Here is a 16292-nt window from a genome sequence, read left to right on the forward strand (position 1 = left end):
AAGAAATTATCAAGATTCGTAAATAAGATTACTTATCTACATTTCTAAACAATTTTTCTAATTTCTATACGTCATAGCTAGGTTTTATTAACAAAGTAATCCAATTTGACTACTTTGGAGACCTAAATCTATTTTTTTATAAAAACCCAATAAAATAAAGGGTTCAGGCACTATAACGTAATTCTGTTAAAAGATTATCATAATCATTTCCGCATATCAAGAAGATTTCATGAAATAATGGTAATCTTTTCTTTGTTCATCAATATTCTGCTATATTTGACTTATTTTTAGCGCTTATTTAGCGAAAATTTAAAAAAAGGACTCCAAAATGGAGTCCCACAGTTAGAGGATAATCGCGATTAATCCTCCAGAACCTTCGTTAATAATTCTCTCTAATGTTTCTTTTAATTTATATCTTGCATTCTCTGGCATTAATGACAGTTTAGCCTGAATCCCCTCTCGAACAATGGAACTTAATGACCGGCCAAAGATATCTGAATTCCAAATGGATAATGGGTCATCTTCAAAGTCCTGCATTAAGTAACGGACTAACTCTTCACTTTGCTTTTCTGTACCTATGATTGGGGCGAATTCTGATTCGACATCCACTTTTATCATGTGAATGGATGGTGCTACCGCTCTTAGCCTTACCCCAAATCTAGCACCCTGGCGGATAATTTCAGGTTCTTCAAGACTCATATCAGTTAGTGTCGGCGAGGCAATCCCGTAGCCAGTCTGTTTTACCATCTTTAACGCATCAGCAATGTGGTCATATTCTGCTTTTGCATGGGCAAAATCTTGCATTAATTCAAGGAGATGATCTTTACCTCTAATTTCTACTCCAACGATTTCTTTTAATATATCATCATACAATTCATCAGGTGCGATTAAATCGATTTCAGCAACTCCAGAACCCATTTCTATACCGGCTAATCCGGCTTTCTCAATGAATTCAAAGTCACTGAACTGTTGAACGACTCGATCAACATCTCGTAATCTCTTGATATCTTTAACTGTTTCTTTCACAGCTTCCTGATAGCTTTCACGGAGCCAATGATTCTCTCTAAGGACCATGACCCAGCTTGGCAGGTTAACATTTACCTCCAGTACTGGAAACTCATATAACGCCTCGCGCAGAACGTTATGAACATCGCTGTCACGCATGCTCTCTACGCTCATCGCAATGACAGGAATATCATATTTTTCTGCTAAACTGGATCTAAGTGTTTCAGTAGCAGGATGGTATGGCTGAGCACTATTGACCACCATAATAAATGGTTTGCCTACTTCTTTAAGCTCGTTTATAACTCTTTCTTCCGCTTCAATATAGTTACTTCTAGGAATTTCTCCTATGGTCCCATCAGTGGTAACCACAACTCCAATAGTTGAATGTTCCTGTATTACCTTTCTTGTGCCAATTTCAGCCGCCTCATGGAATGGAATAGGCTCCTCATACCATGGCGTATTAATCATTCTAGGCCCGTTTTCATCCTCATAGCCCTTTGCACCTGGTACTGTGTATCCCACGCAATCTACCAGTCTGATATTAACATTAAGCCCCTCATCAACATGCACAGTGGCCGCCTGATTTGGGACAAATTTCGGCTCCGTCGTCATGATTGTTTTACCTGCTGCACTTTGCGGAAGCTCATCCTGTGCCCGTGATCTTTCAGCTTCACTGTTTATATTCGGTAAGACAACAAGCTCCATGAACTTTTTAATAAATGTCGATTTACCTGTTCTCACTGCTCCGACTACTCCAAGATAAATATCACCGCCGGTTCTCTCGGCAATATCTTTAAAAATATCAACCTTTTCCAAGTGATCCCCTCCCGATCATAGAGTAAAGTGGGATAATATCATCCATATTAGGTATTTTTGGACAGTATATATTTATGATGTTGTCCTACCTCCTTATGACACTTTTCTAAAATTTTTTGCCCCCTTGTTAAAATTTATTCTGATGTCCTGATATCTGTTTTGCTCTGAACATTTAATGGTATGGAGGGTTTCTAACTATGGTTAACGGATACGGAGAGAACATTAAATCCATATCTCCATTATATAATTAAGTATAAAAAAACCCTTCTCCTACAATATATTTCATAGGAAAAGGGTTATGACAAAAATTAAAGCCCAGGACGCTCTCTAGCAGTAGAGATGGGGACTTATCCGTTTTCTTATTCCACTAAAAACACAGGTTCTTTTGTCTTAGGATCAATTGTATAAGGCAGGGAATAAGCAGGAACAAACATAGAATCATTCACTAAAATAGATCGTATATCCTCTCCTGGCTTCGGCTCCTTCCCAGTCTTTTTGAGGACTTGATAGAGATCCGGACGATAATCAATGTAAACCTCAGCATCACCAGTTATAACAAATGAGAGGTTTTGATTCGTAAATGGACTAACAACATATGGCTCCTTTTTGAACCCGAGTTTTGAATAGTCCAGTGTATATACATTCTTGGAAATTTCTTTTTTATATGGAGGATAACCATTTGTTTTTATCCTTAATTTTATATCACGTATCGTTTCTGCCATCCTTAAATCTAATAATTTAACAGTAGGATTAGTCTCTACATCCACAAGTACATATTGAAAGATACCACCACTCTCATAAGCGTTACCTGGTGGCTCAGCCATATACTTAGGGGCAATTTTTTTAAATTCAATTGGGTACTTTTGATAAATTGGTGTTTTTGCTTCCTTTGTTTTTATGGGAAGGATACCGTCATTATCCTTTTGAAAGTCATCTACTGCCGTTTGTACCGCATTAATTTGGTCTTTATATGGCACCTGGTTTTGGGTTAATTCCTCTTTAGGATACATGCATCCAGATAAAAGGACTGCTGTAATCCAAAGAAAACTAAACAGCATTTTTCTTTTCATAAAATCACCTTTACATTTATGTATGATTTAAACTTCAAGTAAAGAAAACGATCAGTAAGGTCAATCCTGCAACAATCATGAATAAATAAGCAATAATAGCTGTAATCATTCGAAATATTCCTTTTAACTTATACCGGCTCAAATAAATCGTAATAATGGCAAGAAACATAAGAGCCATTCCTGCAATGGATATCCACATCTTTATCATAGCTGGTGACAATTTTATTCCCCCTTTTTCGAGAATTAATTATATCATAGCTATTATCATAAAAAAATTTTTTTAAATAGGCCCTGCTAAATATGGCTGTTGATTCCCGCTGCAGGCTCTCGCTTTCCGCTTCAATCAACAGAGCCTTAAAATAAAAAAAACTGAAGTAAAGAGGGGCGAGTTCTTTACTTCAGTCACTTCTGGACTAAATAACCCATTCACCAGCGTATACTACCAGGTTGCTTCGTTGCATTGTATGCAACCTAGAGAAAAAACGCATCATGAGAACGCCTATTTTCTTAAGAAAAAAGCACATTTTTACTCTTCTAGAGATTTTTCCTCAAGGACATTGACTAAATCTTCCATTTCATGGGTTCTGCCGCGCGACATTAAGACATCGACGGCATCTTTAGCATTTTTACCATTAAATAAGACATTATAGAGGGCAGATGTAATCGGCATTTGAACATTATATTTTTGTGCAAGCTGATATGCTGCTTTAGTTGTCCTTACACCCTCAACCACCATTCCCATACTATTGAGAACCTCATCGAGTGTTTTTCCTTTACCAAGCATATTTCCTGCTTTCCAGTTCCTTGAATGAACGCTTGTACATGTTACAATTAGATCACCAATTCCCGCTAATCCAGAGAACGTTAATGGATTCGCTCCCATCTTGGTTCCGAGCCGGGCAATTTCGGCAAGTCCTCGAGTCATTAATGCCGCCTTGGCATTATCACCGTAACCAAGTCCATCCGTGATACCTGCAGCCAAGGCAATAATGTTCTTCAACGCACCGCCAATTTCCACACCAATCACATCTGAATTGGTATAAACACGGAAATTTTGATTGATAAACAGATCCTGAATACGAACAGCCGCTTCCATATTTTCTGATGAGACGGTAACTGTTGTTGGATGTCGACGGCTTACTTCTTCAGCATGACTTGGTCCTGAAAGAACAACAACATCCTTTAGAAGCTCTTTTGGCATTTCTTCTTTTATGATTTCGGTAATCCGCAATAAAGTATTCGGCTCAATTCCTTTACTCACGTGCGTAATAACGAGTGGTGCTTTCTGGACTTCCCGGATGCTACCTAAGACTTCCCGGATGGCTTTAGTTGGGACAGCCAAAATAATATTTTCAACTCCAATTAAAGCATCATGTAGCGAGGCATAACCAGCAATTAATTCTGGCAGTATGATGTCAGGTAAATATTTTTGATTGGTATGAGATTGATTAAGTTCCCTTACCTGATCCTCATTATGACTCCATAAACGTACTTCATGGCCGTTGTCTGCAAGTACCATAGCGAGGGCTGTTCCCCAGCTTCCTGCACCAATAACAGTTACGGCTATTTTGTTATCCTCCTGCATTACCCAACACCTGCCTTTTATTATTTTCTTTCTCTTGCATAAATCTTAATTGGGGTTCCCTCAAATCCAAAAGCTTCCCTAATCCTGTTTTCAAGAAAGCGCTCATAGGAAAAATGCATTAACTCCGGTTCATTCACAAACACAACAAAGGTCGGAGGTTTGACGGCTACTTGAGTTGCATAATAAATCTTTAATCGCTTTCCTTTGTCGGCTGGCGTTGGATTCATCGCTACTGCATCCATTATGACATCATTTAACACACTTGTTTCAACCCGCATCGAATGATTTTCACTTGCCGTATTAATCACAGGCATAAGGGTATGAATTCGTTTTTTCGTTTTTGCCGATAAGAAAACAATCGGAGCATAGCTAAGAAATAAGAAGTGTTCTCTTATCTTTTGCTCTAATTCCCTCATTGTTTTCTCGTCCTTTTCAACTGCATCCCATTTATTAACGACAATTACTACAGCTCGTCCTGCTTCATGGGCATATCCGGCAATCTTCTTATCTTGCTCAATAATTCCTTCTTCGGCGTTAATGACCACTAATACAACATCAGAACGTTCGATAGCCCTTAACGCACGCAGTACACTATATTTTTCTGTAGTCTCATACACTTTTCCTTTTTTTCTAATTCCAGCTGTATCAATAATGACATATTTTTGCCCGTTATAAGTATACGGTGAATCCACAGCATCACGTGTTGTACCGGCAATATTGCTGACGATGACACGGTCTTCTCCTAAAATGGCATTCACTAAGGAAGACTTTCCAACATTTGGGCGCCCAATTAAGGAAAACTTTACTACATCTTCATCATATTCTATTGGCTTGGATTTAGGGAAATGTTTAGCAGCCTCATCTAATAAATCACCTAGGCCCAGCCCGTGTGACCCAGAGACTGGGATTGGTTCACCAAATCCCAATGAATAAAAATCATAAATAAACTCCCGCATTTCAGGGTTATCAATTTTATTGACCCCTAATACGATTGGCTTTTTGGACCTATAGAGAATTTTTGCCACTTCTTCATCCGCCGCTGTTACCCCTTCACGACCATTTGTTAAAAAGATAATCACATCTGCTTCATCGATGGCCACTTCTGCCTGCTGACGAATCTGCTCTAAAAACGGCTCATCACCAATATCAATACCGCCCGTGTCGATCACATTAAAATCATGTGTTAACCACTCACCTGAACTATAAATCCGGTCCCTAGTTACTCCTGGAACGTCTTCAACGATGGAAACACGCTCACCGACAATCCTATTAAAAATCGTCGATTTCCCAACGTTTGGTCTTCCTACAATGGCAATAACAGGTTTAACCATATAAAATCGCCATCCTTTCTGATATATTTCACTATAATGTTATAAGTTAGCATCATTCAAATTGAAAGTTCTTACGTAAATAAGGCTCTTTTCGTAAACTTTGATGTTTTTGGTCCTTAATACGGGTCATTTACTAAGTTTCTAGGCAATTTTCGCAAATGTGTTACGAAAAGATGCCACGATACCTCAAGTTATACGGGTTGATGAACTTGTACGAAAAACAATAATCTATGCGAATATAGCCTTAAGTAAAGAAACCCTTCTGTTAACAAGAAGGGCCTAACTTCAATTATTTTAACAATGATAATCCTTTCCCGCAATGGAAAGGATTCTCCTAACAACCCATTTATGATGATTTTTGCTTTTCTTTTTCAAAAAAGTGATAGTGTGTTTGGATATAAGTACTTGCATTTTCAAGTGCACTCCAACATACGAGTAAAGCTGAAATTAACGCGCATACATCAAGATATTCAAATCCGCCTATTTCATAAGGAAAGGGAAACTTACTTAAGGTATAAGCATATAAAAATTCTCCTTGCATTGTCCCGCAAATCGTAATGAGCAATCGGCCTTTTAAAGTTTTTTGCAGCAGAATCGAAAGGTACCCAAAACAAATTCCCATCATCCATTCCTTTTTAAAAATAATCCATACTGGGTCAAAAATCTCAAATAAATGAAAGGTCACATACCCAATTGACACAATTAATGAACAAATAAAATAATAAATTATTGCTCTCTGTTTTTCCTGACTAATGAAAGTATAGCAAATCACTAATAAAAATAATCCACTGGCATGAATGTCGAATCCTCTAAGATGAAACTGAAGATTGGACAAAAGAAGTACAATTAAAATTATGGCAGATAATTTTCCCCGATATGGATTTTTCTTATCTACCAAAAATGTGAGATACACCCAAAATGACCAAAAAATCCAATAAAACATTAATCCACCCATACATTCACCACCTATTATTTTCATTATTGGTAATCTTTATGTACTTTCATACTTCCTTGAATAATATTTGAATCGTGAATCATCTTATTAAGAGGAGGTGTGATAAATGGGAAAAGACCGCCAAGAAAAAAAGTTGAAAGCTAGTAGAAGAGTGGAGTCAGATCGTGATCAGGCATTACACTATGCTGGGTCTACAAAATTATCGAGTCCTGAGGAAGCTAGAGATTTGAACGATGGAAAATATGATAAATAAAGTTAAAGCTCTCGCTGGTGCGAGAGCTTTATAAAATGGTACGCTGGCTATATTGTTTTGTATCAATTCCCCTTTGATTTAACCAGTGATAGGTCCCACCTGAAATGACGAGGGGGGCCTTTTTTAAGTCCGAAATAGACTTTGCACCTAATGCAGTCATAATCATCGTTAATTCCATATGAAGGTTGTTTATCTCCTCGATTAAAACCTCCAATCCTTCCTCTACAAGTATTTGCAAGAAGAAACCAGCTAAACCGATTGCACTGGCGCCAATCGCTAAACCTTTTGCAATTTCTAAGCTTGAGGAAAAACCACCGGACCCAATAATCGGATTATCATTAGAAACGCTCGCTGCCTCAAGGATTGAAATCGGTGTAGGGATTCCCCAGTTATTAAAAAACGGAAGAGACTGTTTCCTGCGCTTATTTTCTATTTCGGCAAAATTGGTCCCTCCTGAACCACCCACATCGACAAATGCAGCTCCTACAGCAAATAAAGACTCAACAGTTTCCCTAGACATACCGAAGCCGACTTCCTTAACAATAACAGGTACATCTACCCTTCTGGAGATATTTTCAATTCTCTTCAAAGCATCGGTGAAATCTCGATCCCCCTCGGGCATTGTTAGTTCTTGAATCACATTTAAATGGATTTGTAAGGCATTGGCCCCGATCATATCAATGGCCAACTTAGCATTATCAATTGTCGCTTCGCTTCCTAAATTAGCAATTACAATTCCCTCTGGATTCTCTTTCCGGACGATTTCATATGTATATCTTTCCTGCTTATCTTTGATAGCAGACATTTGTGAACCAACAGCCATAGCTACCCCTGTTTGCTTTGCAGCGATTGCCAGCTGTTTGTTAATTCGATATGTTTTTTCTCCACCGCCGCCTGTCATTGCATTGATAAAAATTGGCGAACTTAAAGAAAGTTCGCCAATTACGTCATTTAATCGAACATCTGACACACGGATATTCGGTAAGCTTTGGTGAATAAATTGAATATCGTCGAAAACTGTAGAACGATTTTGCCTATTTTCCAAGGCAAAGCGAATATGATCCCATTTTCGTTCAGATCTTGACACTTACATCACCATTATTTTCCTAGATTCTTTAGTTTATCTCCGATCATTTCCCCAAGCTGAAAACCTTTAGATTCTTCAGGGAGCTCGTAATCGAAATTTTCCTCAACTTCTTTTTCAAGCAATTCCTTTATGCTCAAAGATAAACGTTGATCTTGCGCGTTTACATCTAGAACCTTTACTTGTACTTCTTGACCTTCTTTTAATACTTCATGTGGGGTACCGATATGTTTATGAGCAATTTGAGAAATATGAACAAGACCCTCTACTCCAGGGAACACTTCCACAAAAGCTCCATAAGAAACCAGTCTTTTTACTGTTCCAGTTAAAACACTTCCTTTTGGAGCTTTCTCAGAAATATTACTCCAAGGCCCAGGAAGAGTTTCTTTTATAGATAATGAAATTCTTTCATTGTTACGATCAACACTTAATACTTTGACTTTAACCTGCTGCCCCTCTTGGACAACATCAGAAGGTTTACTAACATGTTCATGAGACAATTGTGAAATGTGTACTAAACCATCAATTCCACCAATATCAACGAATGCTCCAAAATCAGTAATTCTTTGCACTGTTCCATCAATCACTTGTCCAGCTTCAATTGCACCAAGACGGTTTTGTTTTAACTTCCCTTTTTCTTCTTCTACCACTGCCCGATGTGAAAGGATCAAACGATTTTTCTCCTTATCAAGTTCAACGATTTTAAAGGAAAGTGTACGCCCTTTATAATCACTGAAATCCTCAACAAAATGCGCTTCGACAAGGGAAGCAGGAACAAATCCGCGAACACCAAGGTCTACCACTAATCCACCTTTAACAACGTCCTTAACCTCTGTTTCAAATACCTCCCCAGCTTGGAATTTTTGTTCTAAGCTTTCCCAAGCCTTTTCAGCATCTACCTTGCGCTTCGATAGTACTAACGCATCTTCTTCTACTTTAGTCACTTCTAACTCAAGTTGATCACCTTCTGCAATAGCATCAGATGCCTTTTCAATATGAAGACTTGATAGTTCACTGATTGGGATAATACCATCAAGTTTACTGCCTGGAATATTCACAAGCACCTGTTTTTCTTCAACCTTAGTAACTTGTCCTGTAACTCTATCCCCAATTTCAAAGTTCTTCACTTCTACTTGATTTAGTTCTTCCGACATATGTATTCCTCCTTATTCCATTTATCTAAAAATCTATATATGATTTGGTGAAAAGCACTCTGCAAACACCACATATAAAAGAAAACAAATCCATTAGAATTTTCAAAAAAAATCCCTTTTTATTAACTTCTTACAAATAGCTTATTTTGTCAAGCAGAACCTATTTATGCTCTTTTATAAGTTTATCAATTTCAGACATAATTAATTCAGTAACCTGTTCTGTCGAAGCTTTTGTTTGCCTCATTTCAGTCATATCGATTGGTTTTCCATATACCATTTTTAATTTGTTTAGACTTTTATACGGGCCTATGACTGCACATGGTACAACTTTAGCCTCTGTTCTTAATGCAAAAAAGCCGGCTCCTGCAAGTCCTTTTCCTAATTCCCCAGTTTTGCTTCTGGTTCCTTCCGGAAAGAGTCCGAATATGTGTCCATCCTTTAAAAGCTTTAATCCTGTTCTTAATGCCTCTCGGTCACTAAAGCCCCTTTTTACCGGGAATGCATTACATTTTCTAACAATTCCACCGAGTACCGGGACCTGAAACAGCTCATCCTTAGCCATATAATGCACAGGACGGGGACACATAATCCCAACTATAATAGGGTCGAGTACAGAGATATGGTTGGAGCATAGAAGTACTCCGCCCTCTTTTGGAATATTTTCTACCCCAATTGCTTGTACCCGGTACCAAGGTTTGAAGATGGTATAAACAACTGATTTAGCAAACCCATAAAAAGTCAATCTCATCCAATCCTTTCCTTAACCAATGTCATAATTTTTTCGACAACATCAGGAATGGACAAAGAGGTTGTGTCGATTTCTATTGCATCATTTGCCTTCTTTAAAGGAGCCACTTCTCTTTCCGAGTCAATTTTATCCCGCTTGGCAATCTCTTCTTTTAATCTTTCCAAATCAGAAGGGAAGCCCTTCTCCAAGTTTTCAGCGTGCCGTCTTTCAGCTCTCTCCTCTACACTTGCAAGCAAAAACACTTTTACTTCCGCGTTTGGTAACACATGTGTTCCGATATCTCGTCCATCCATAACAACTCCGCCATCAATGGCAAATGCCTGCTGTCTCTTGACCATTTCTTGTCGAACTTGTGGCTGCCTGGCGACATAGGACACAGAATTGGTTACTTCCGCCGAACGTATCAAATCCGTTACATCAAGATGGTCAAGAAAGACCAATTGCCCTTTATCAGATGGTTTCAGTTCAATATCTGTCGATAAGAGCGTATCCAATAGTGCTGCTTCATCTTCCAGATCGAGTTGGTTAATGATTGCTTTATATGTTAATGCTCTATACATCGCACCTGTATCAATATAAATATAAATAAGTCTTTCTGCCACAATTTTTGCTACAGTACTTTTCCCGGCAGCGGCTGGGCCGTCAATTGCAATTGATATTTTATTTTCCATAAATCCTCCTAAATGCTCTCATGTTCGTCTCGTCTACCTTATTTATTTTACCACAAGATAAAGATATGCCTCTTTTTTTTATATTTTATATAGAAGAAAAATGTAGATTCAAATAGACCTACCTTTAGTAGTATGTTAATGCTCCGATGCTCAATAAAAAAAGGAAAGTATAAACCTTCCAATTAAGAGGAAGAATTTATACTCTCCTATTTCATACGTTCATGCTACTGTCTCGGCGATTCTTTCCCCATAAAGGTTTGCATTATTTCAGTTAATGTATTTTCATTTACTCCTTCATACTTTGTTAACTGTTTTATTTGCGGAAAAATATCCATCTGATGAAACAAAAATTGTGATAAAAATAAGAAGATGAATTGGACAATTACTAATTTAATTAAAATTCTCTCTACCGCTCTCATGATCGTCACCCCAAAAACTATATGTGCTTAGTATTGGAGGAGCGCACTGTTTTTATTCTATGATTATGTATAAGGTATGGAAAAGAGGGAAAAGAAGTGTTTCCCTCTTTTTCCTCTATAAAACATCTTTGTATGTTGCCTCAGCGTTTTTAAGCTTTTCTACTTCTTCTTCTAATCCTGTTTTTGCATTAATAAAGATTCGGTACGTATCATCACCCAATGTCCCTAAGAACTCATAACATAGTACATCTTCATTTATATCATTTACAATCATGGCTTTTCTTTGTTCCATTACCTTTAATTTTGGATTTACTTTTGCACGAGCCTGTTCGAGTGTAATAGCAGGTTTTTCAATTGTTCGAGTTTGAAATGATTTTAAATATTCCTCAGCAGAAACACCAATGATATCTCCATTGTCCAGTGCTACTTTGACTTTCACTGATTCCGGATAGATTCTCACGCCATTTATATTGGTAACAAAATCAAATATCCCAACATTGTCATACTGTGCGCTCTCGAAAGTTTCTAAGTTCTCAAATCCGGACTCCTTTAAAAATCCCGCTGCTTTGGCGTTTGCATCATTTAAACTCAGCGATTGTTTCTTTATATCCCGGTTATTAATAAACCAAATCGGATGGCCTGCCTTTTTTGTAATATCCATACTTGCCTCTTGACCTGTTTTTTTATTCTCGATGGATACACTGTAAAAACCATAATCAGAGCCCTTCCCATTGTCGGTAACTTTTACGTTGGCATTTCCATCAAACTTTATATACTTTTTCGCAATTTTTATGGCATCTTTTCGAGTTATGGTTTTTCCTTTAATTTTCTCATAGTTTTCATCCTTTTTTTGCAAATTAGAAAAAGTAGGTCCCATATCTGATTCTTCAAAACTTGATACGGTTTTTTCAACGGTCTTGAAACCATCAATGATGGTATTGTCAGTATTTTCTTTCCCGGAGGCAAGTGCAAGTTCCACGTCCATCCACCGAAGATTATTTTTTAACACCATATGCTGTACATTACGCAGCTCGTTTTGAATATCACCAGACTGTTTGTATAGTGACTGAAGAGTTTGATATTCCTTATCTGTTAGAGGTTCCTTTGATAAATCTCTAACTGCGGTCCGATAGCTAAAGTTGCCGATATTCGCCAAGAATCCCTCCGTTTTATTGAAGGGCAATAATGTTAACGGCAGCTGTCCGACATCGCTATGTGCCTGAGAAGTAAGTCTCCATACTTCTATTAAGGATGGAGATAAGGATTCTTTGGAATTCATCGCAAGTGTCGTCCCAATTTTATCGTTTAATAAATCCATGCGATAAGAAAGATTGTGGAAAGCCCGTTGATAGCTGTTTTCTGCATTAATAAGAACCGCATTTTTTTCTTGATGTTCTTGGTAGCCCCAATAAGCTGTTCCCGCAATACCGATAGCGAGAACACCAATCAATATTCCTCTAATCAATTGAACTCACCCCTCTATTTACAGAAAATATGCTTGCCAATTCGTTTTATTTGCGGCCTGCCCCATATCCACCCGCTTGTAGCAGTAGCTGGATTAAAATAATACAATGCTTCGCCAGTTGGATCCCACCCATTGATCGCATCTAGCACGGCCTTTTTAGCAGATTCATTTGGTGTAAGCCAAATTTGCCCATCAGCAACAGCTGTAAATGCACCAGGTTCAAAGATCACTCCTGAAACTGTGTTTGGAAAAGACGCACTATTGACTCGATTTAAGATAACAGCTGCGACTGCAACCTGACCAATATACGGTTCTCCTCTCGATTCGCCATGTACAGCATTTGCCATTAAGCGGATATCATTTTGTGAATAACCTTTTGGTGTATTTAATGCTGTCGGCTTTTTGGCTGCATCCTGGGGTGGAGCAGAATTTTGTGCTGTTTGTTTGTTATATTTCGTGGCTTTAGTTAACTTTACTTTGGTTGTCGACCCAGCAATTCCATCAATTGGTAAACCAAATTCATATTGGAAATTTCGTAATGCCCAATACGTACTCCATCCAAATACCCCATCTGTTTTTCCGTGGTAAAAGCCTATATATTTGAGCCTTGATTGGAGCTCAATTACATCCTCTCCTACCGCGCCCCTTTGGATTACCTGATTTGTAAAGGCTTGTACTTTTTGGCCCTCCAAAAAAGAAACTGGTATGGTAAAAGTAAAGATTACGATGAAGAATCTGATCAGGATGCTTTTCTTTATCATGGAATAATAACCCCCATTATGAATCTTTTTTACATTAACCCTATTTTTTGTTTTATTGGTGTTTTTATTCCATTTCTAGCAGAAAAAAACCCTTCAACAATGTGTGAAGGGTTTAACATAATGAGAAGTTAATTAAACAGGTGCTTGTGCCTTTTGTTCTGGATATTGTTTTTTAAAATGTTTGGCACTTAAAATTTTCGCCTTTTTTACTTTTCGCAATCCGAACCACCATAGGAAAATCATAAATGGCAAAATAATAAACACCCAATTTTCAATTGAGATCAATATAAAATCATAGGACCCATGCAATAAAATAGGCAATAATAGTGATAATAGAATCCATTTTGTTTTACTACCTTTTGTAAACTTTGCTTTTCCAAGGTAAAAACCCATAATGACTCCAAATAAGGCATGACTTGAAACAGGTAATAAAGCTCGAGTCATGGCATGTTCGATTCCATTTGCCACTAAATAAAATATATTCTCCACAGTGGCAAAGCCCAGCGAAACTGCAACACCATATACAATACCGTCAAACGGTTCATCAAATTCAACATGTTGATATATGAGATAAAAAAGGATAAACCATTTAAAGAACTCTTCCAAAATGCCTGACCCAAAAAAAGCATCTAATAAATTCGATTTTAATAAATGCTCTGTTTCCAAAACATGTTGGATAAACATAATTGGGAACACCAGCAGAACACCATACAAAAATGTCCGAAAAACAAGGGAAACAGGCTCTGGTTCATATTCATCTTTTAAATAAAAGTAACTTAATAAGGCCAAGCCTGGAGCAACTCCGGCCGATAATAATCCAAGCATTCTGAACCTCTTTTCCAAACCCTTTTTCTTAATGGTACCATGTATAGTCCGGAAAGAAAATGAAAGATTCATTCCAGCAGCCGAGATTATATCACTCGTTAAAAGTTGATGTGCTCTAGGCCGCTTGCTAATGCAACTGCCAATTTCATCCTCGCCTTTTTAGAATCATTATCACTCCCAAGGATGACACCTTTTTTAAAAAGGTCATATGCACTACCTTCATAATCGTAAGTTGTGTAGACTGCCCCTTCTTCCGCACTAGTAGTAATCACTAATTTTATCCCTGCTTTTATAGATCTTTCGATTTCTTCCATCATTTTCGGAGCTACTTGACCTCTTCCTACTCCTTCAAGAATGATTCCGGCCACTCCTGCTTCTCGGGCAGCTTTAATGAATTTCCCATCTGCCCCAATATAGCACTTAATAATTTCCACATCAGGAATTGAGGATTTTATTTGATAGGACTCTCGTCTCAACGGTTTCTGAAAAACATGAACATTGTCATTATCTATAATTCCAAGATATCCAAACCCAAATACATTAAAGCCTTGGATATTAGAGGCATGTTCTTTTTTTACATATCTAGCAGCAAAAATACGTTCATTAAATACAACTACGGTGCCAACATCATGTAAATCAGGTGAACAGGCAGCATAAATCGCATGACGCAAATTAATGTACACGTCACTTCCTAAATCTTCCGGTGAACGCTGCGAGCCTGTGACAACAACAGGCCGGCGGTCGTTAATGGTTAAATCAAGAAAATAGGCTGTTTCCTCCATCGTATCAGTCCCATGCGTAACAACAACACCGGAAACAGTCTCATCCTTAAAATAATCCTCTATTTTATTTTTTAGAAAGACTAGATCGTCAAACGTAATATGTATACTTGCTTTTTGAAAGACCGAGTCAACAATTACTTCTATTTCATTAGGCAGATTACACATCCCAGCAAGTTCTTCACCAGTTATTGCTCCAGAAGCTAATTTTCCAGATGTTTTATTTGGTTTGCTGGCAATCGTCCCCCCGGTTGTTAATAGAACAACCTTTTTCATTATACATCACCCTTTAACTTCTTTATCTAGTATAGATTGTGCAATTTGTCCACCATGAAATCGGCCATTTTCTATAAATATCTCATTTGCATTATTACCTGCTGCAATCACCCCGGCTATATAGATACCACTGACATTGGTTTCCATGGTATTCGGATGAAAAGTAGGTCTTCCTGTTTCTTCATCAATTCCAATACCCATTTTCACAAGGAATTCATGGTCAGGATGATACCCGGTCATGGCAAAGACAAAATCATTCTGTATGGTCTTTTCTTCCCCATCCTTAACATATGTTACTTGATCAGCTTTAATTTCTTTAACATCGGCTTGAAATTCCATCTTTATGGTCTCATTCCTTACTAATGATTCAAATTCAGGGAGGATCCATGGTTTTATACTCGGAGAATAGGCACCGCCACGGTATAATACCGTAACACGTGCTCCTGCCTTAACAAGCTCTAGTGCTGCATCAACACTTGAATTTTTTCCTCCGATGACGCAAACATCCTTATCATAGAAGGGATGGGCTTCCTTAAAGTAATGGAAAACCTTTGGTAAGGTTTCACCCGGTACATTCATATAATTAGGGTGGTCATAATAACCGGTTGCAATGACAACATAACGAGTCTGATAGCTATCTTTATCAGTCCTGACCATGAATCGTTCATCCTCTTTAGAAACTTCTAAAACTGTTTCAAAAGCATTAATCCGCAGCTGTTTACGCTTAGCAACTTCCCTATAATACACCAGCGCCTGGTTCCGTTTAGGCTTGTAACTATCAGTTACAAAGGGAAACCCGCCAATTTCTAATTTCTCACTTGTACTAAAAAAGGTTTGATGTGTTGGATAGTGATAGATGGAATTTACTACATTACCTTTCTCTATTATTAAAGGTTTCTTCCCTATGTCTTGCAGGGCAATTGCTGCTGCTAACCCACAGGGTCCACCACCAATAATGATGACATCTTCTATTTGCATTTAGGCCAACTCCTTAGCACACATAATCTAAAAGGATTCTTTTATTATTGGCTGTGTTAAATTTGGATGTTGATTTCCGCTCCAGTCGCTCAGCAAACCCGCGGGCGTGCCGGGGAG

General features: G+C 37.9%; 17 protein-coding genes. 1 reads left to right on the forward strand and 16 read right to left on the reverse strand.

From position 1 onward, the window contains the following. Window positions 1-342: 342 nt before the first annotated feature. The 6 genes from spoIVA to V7266_RS07805 all read right to left on the reverse strand — a co-directional run bounded on the left by spoIVA (window position 343) and on the right by V7266_RS07805 (window position 6762). Entirely contained in the window at window positions 343-1821 is a 1479-nt protein-coding gene (gene spoIVA / locus V7266_RS07780; protein ID WP_335467250.1) for a stage IV sporulation protein A, read from the reverse strand. A gap of 359 nt (window positions 1822-2180) precedes the next feature. Next, the gene (locus V7266_RS07785) at window positions 2181-2891 is read right to left on the reverse strand and encodes a hypothetical protein (RefSeq protein WP_335467252.1); all 711 of its coding nucleotides are present in this window, start codon (window positions 2889-2891) and stop codon (window positions 2181-2183) included. Between the two features lie 34 nt (window positions 2892-2925). After that, a complete protein-coding gene (locus V7266_RS07790; protein WP_098532975.1) occupies window positions 2926-3111 on the reverse strand; it encodes a DUF2768 domain-containing protein in 186 nt (61 codons plus the stop codon). 306 nt (window positions 3112-3417) lie between these two features. Beyond that, entirely contained in the window at window positions 3418-4476 is a 1059-nt protein-coding gene (locus V7266_RS07795) for an NAD(P)H-dependent glycerol-3-phosphate dehydrogenase (RefSeq protein WP_335467254.1), read from the reverse strand. A gap of 20 nt (window positions 4477-4496) precedes the next feature. Then, complete coding sequence (der, locus tag V7266_RS07800; RefSeq protein ID WP_335467256.1) at window positions 4497-5807, reverse strand: ribosome biogenesis GTPase Der; 1311 nt, start codon at window positions 5805-5807, stop codon at window positions 4497-4499. Window positions 5808-6153: 346 nt separating this feature from the next. After that, entirely contained in the window at window positions 6154-6762 is a 609-nt protein-coding gene (locus tag V7266_RS07805) for a YphA family membrane protein (RefSeq protein WP_335467258.1), read from the reverse strand. 106 nt (window positions 6763-6868) lie between these two features. Between V7266_RS07805 and V7266_RS07810 the strand changes: the two genes are divergently transcribed. Then, complete coding sequence (locus V7266_RS07810) at window positions 6869-7015, forward strand: YpzI family protein (RefSeq protein ID WP_335467260.1); 147 nt, start codon at window positions 6869-6871, stop codon at window positions 7013-7015. 28 nt (window positions 7016-7043) lie between these two features. On the opposite strand, the gene fni is transcribed toward V7266_RS07810, so the two are convergent. The 10 genes from fni to V7266_RS07860 all read right to left on the reverse strand — a co-directional run bounded on the left by fni (window position 7044) and on the right by V7266_RS07860 (window position 16175). Further along, the gene (gene fni, locus V7266_RS07815) at window positions 7044-8102 is read right to left on the reverse strand and encodes a type 2 isopentenyl-diphosphate Delta-isomerase (RefSeq protein WP_335467262.1); all 1059 of its coding nucleotides are present in this window, start codon (window positions 8100-8102) and stop codon (window positions 7044-7046) included. Between the two features lie 11 nt (window positions 8103-8113). Then, entirely contained in the window at window positions 8114-9253 is a 1140-nt protein-coding gene (gene rpsA, locus V7266_RS07820) for a 30S ribosomal protein S1 (protein ID WP_335467264.1), read from the reverse strand. 160 nt (window positions 9254-9413) lie between these two features. Then, entirely contained in the window at window positions 9414-9995 is a 582-nt protein-coding gene (locus tag V7266_RS07825; protein WP_335467288.1) for a lysophospholipid acyltransferase family protein, read from the reverse strand. A 2-nt stretch (window positions 9996-9997) separates the two neighbouring features. Further along, on the reverse strand, window positions 9998-10672 hold the full coding sequence (gene cmk / locus V7266_RS07830; RefSeq protein WP_335467266.1) for a (d)CMP kinase: 675 nt from the start codon (window positions 10670-10672) through the stop codon (window positions 9998-10000). Between the two features lie 224 nt (window positions 10673-10896). Next, complete coding sequence (locus tag V7266_RS07835) at window positions 10897-11091, reverse strand: YpfB family protein (protein ID WP_335467268.1); 195 nt, start codon at window positions 11089-11091, stop codon at window positions 10897-10899. Between the two features lie 115 nt (window positions 11092-11206). Next, entirely contained in the window at window positions 11207-12556 is a 1350-nt protein-coding gene (gene ypeB / locus V7266_RS07840; RefSeq protein ID WP_335467270.1) for a germination protein YpeB, read from the reverse strand. A 14-nt stretch (window positions 12557-12570) separates the two neighbouring features. Next, window positions 12571-13317 carry a spore cortex-lytic enzyme gene (gene sleB / locus V7266_RS07845; protein ID WP_335467272.1) on the reverse strand — a complete coding sequence of 249 codons (747 nt, stop codon included), beginning with the start codon at window positions 13315-13317 and terminating at the stop codon, window positions 12571-12573. Window positions 13318-13449: 132 nt separating this feature from the next. Beyond that, window positions 13450-14142 carry a glutamic-type intramembrane protease PrsW gene (gene prsW / locus V7266_RS07850; RefSeq protein WP_335467274.1) on the reverse strand — a complete coding sequence of 231 codons (693 nt, stop codon included), beginning with the start codon at window positions 14140-14142 and terminating at the stop codon, window positions 13450-13452. Window positions 14143-14240: 98 nt separating this feature from the next. Then, complete coding sequence (locus V7266_RS07855; RefSeq protein WP_335467276.1) at window positions 14241-15197, reverse strand: asparaginase; 957 nt, start codon at window positions 15195-15197, stop codon at window positions 14241-14243. Between the two features lie 6 nt (window positions 15198-15203). Beyond that, the gene (locus V7266_RS07860; RefSeq protein WP_335467278.1) at window positions 15204-16175 is read right to left on the reverse strand and encodes a YpdA family putative bacillithiol disulfide reductase; all 972 of its coding nucleotides are present in this window, start codon (window positions 16173-16175) and stop codon (window positions 15204-15206) included. Window positions 16176-16292: the final 117 nt, after the last annotated feature.

Origin of the sequence: Neobacillus drentensis, assembly GCF_036965645.1 — a bacterium.
GTDB lineage: Bacteria > Bacillota > Bacilli > Bacillales > Cytobacillaceae > Neobacillus > Neobacillus drentensis_D.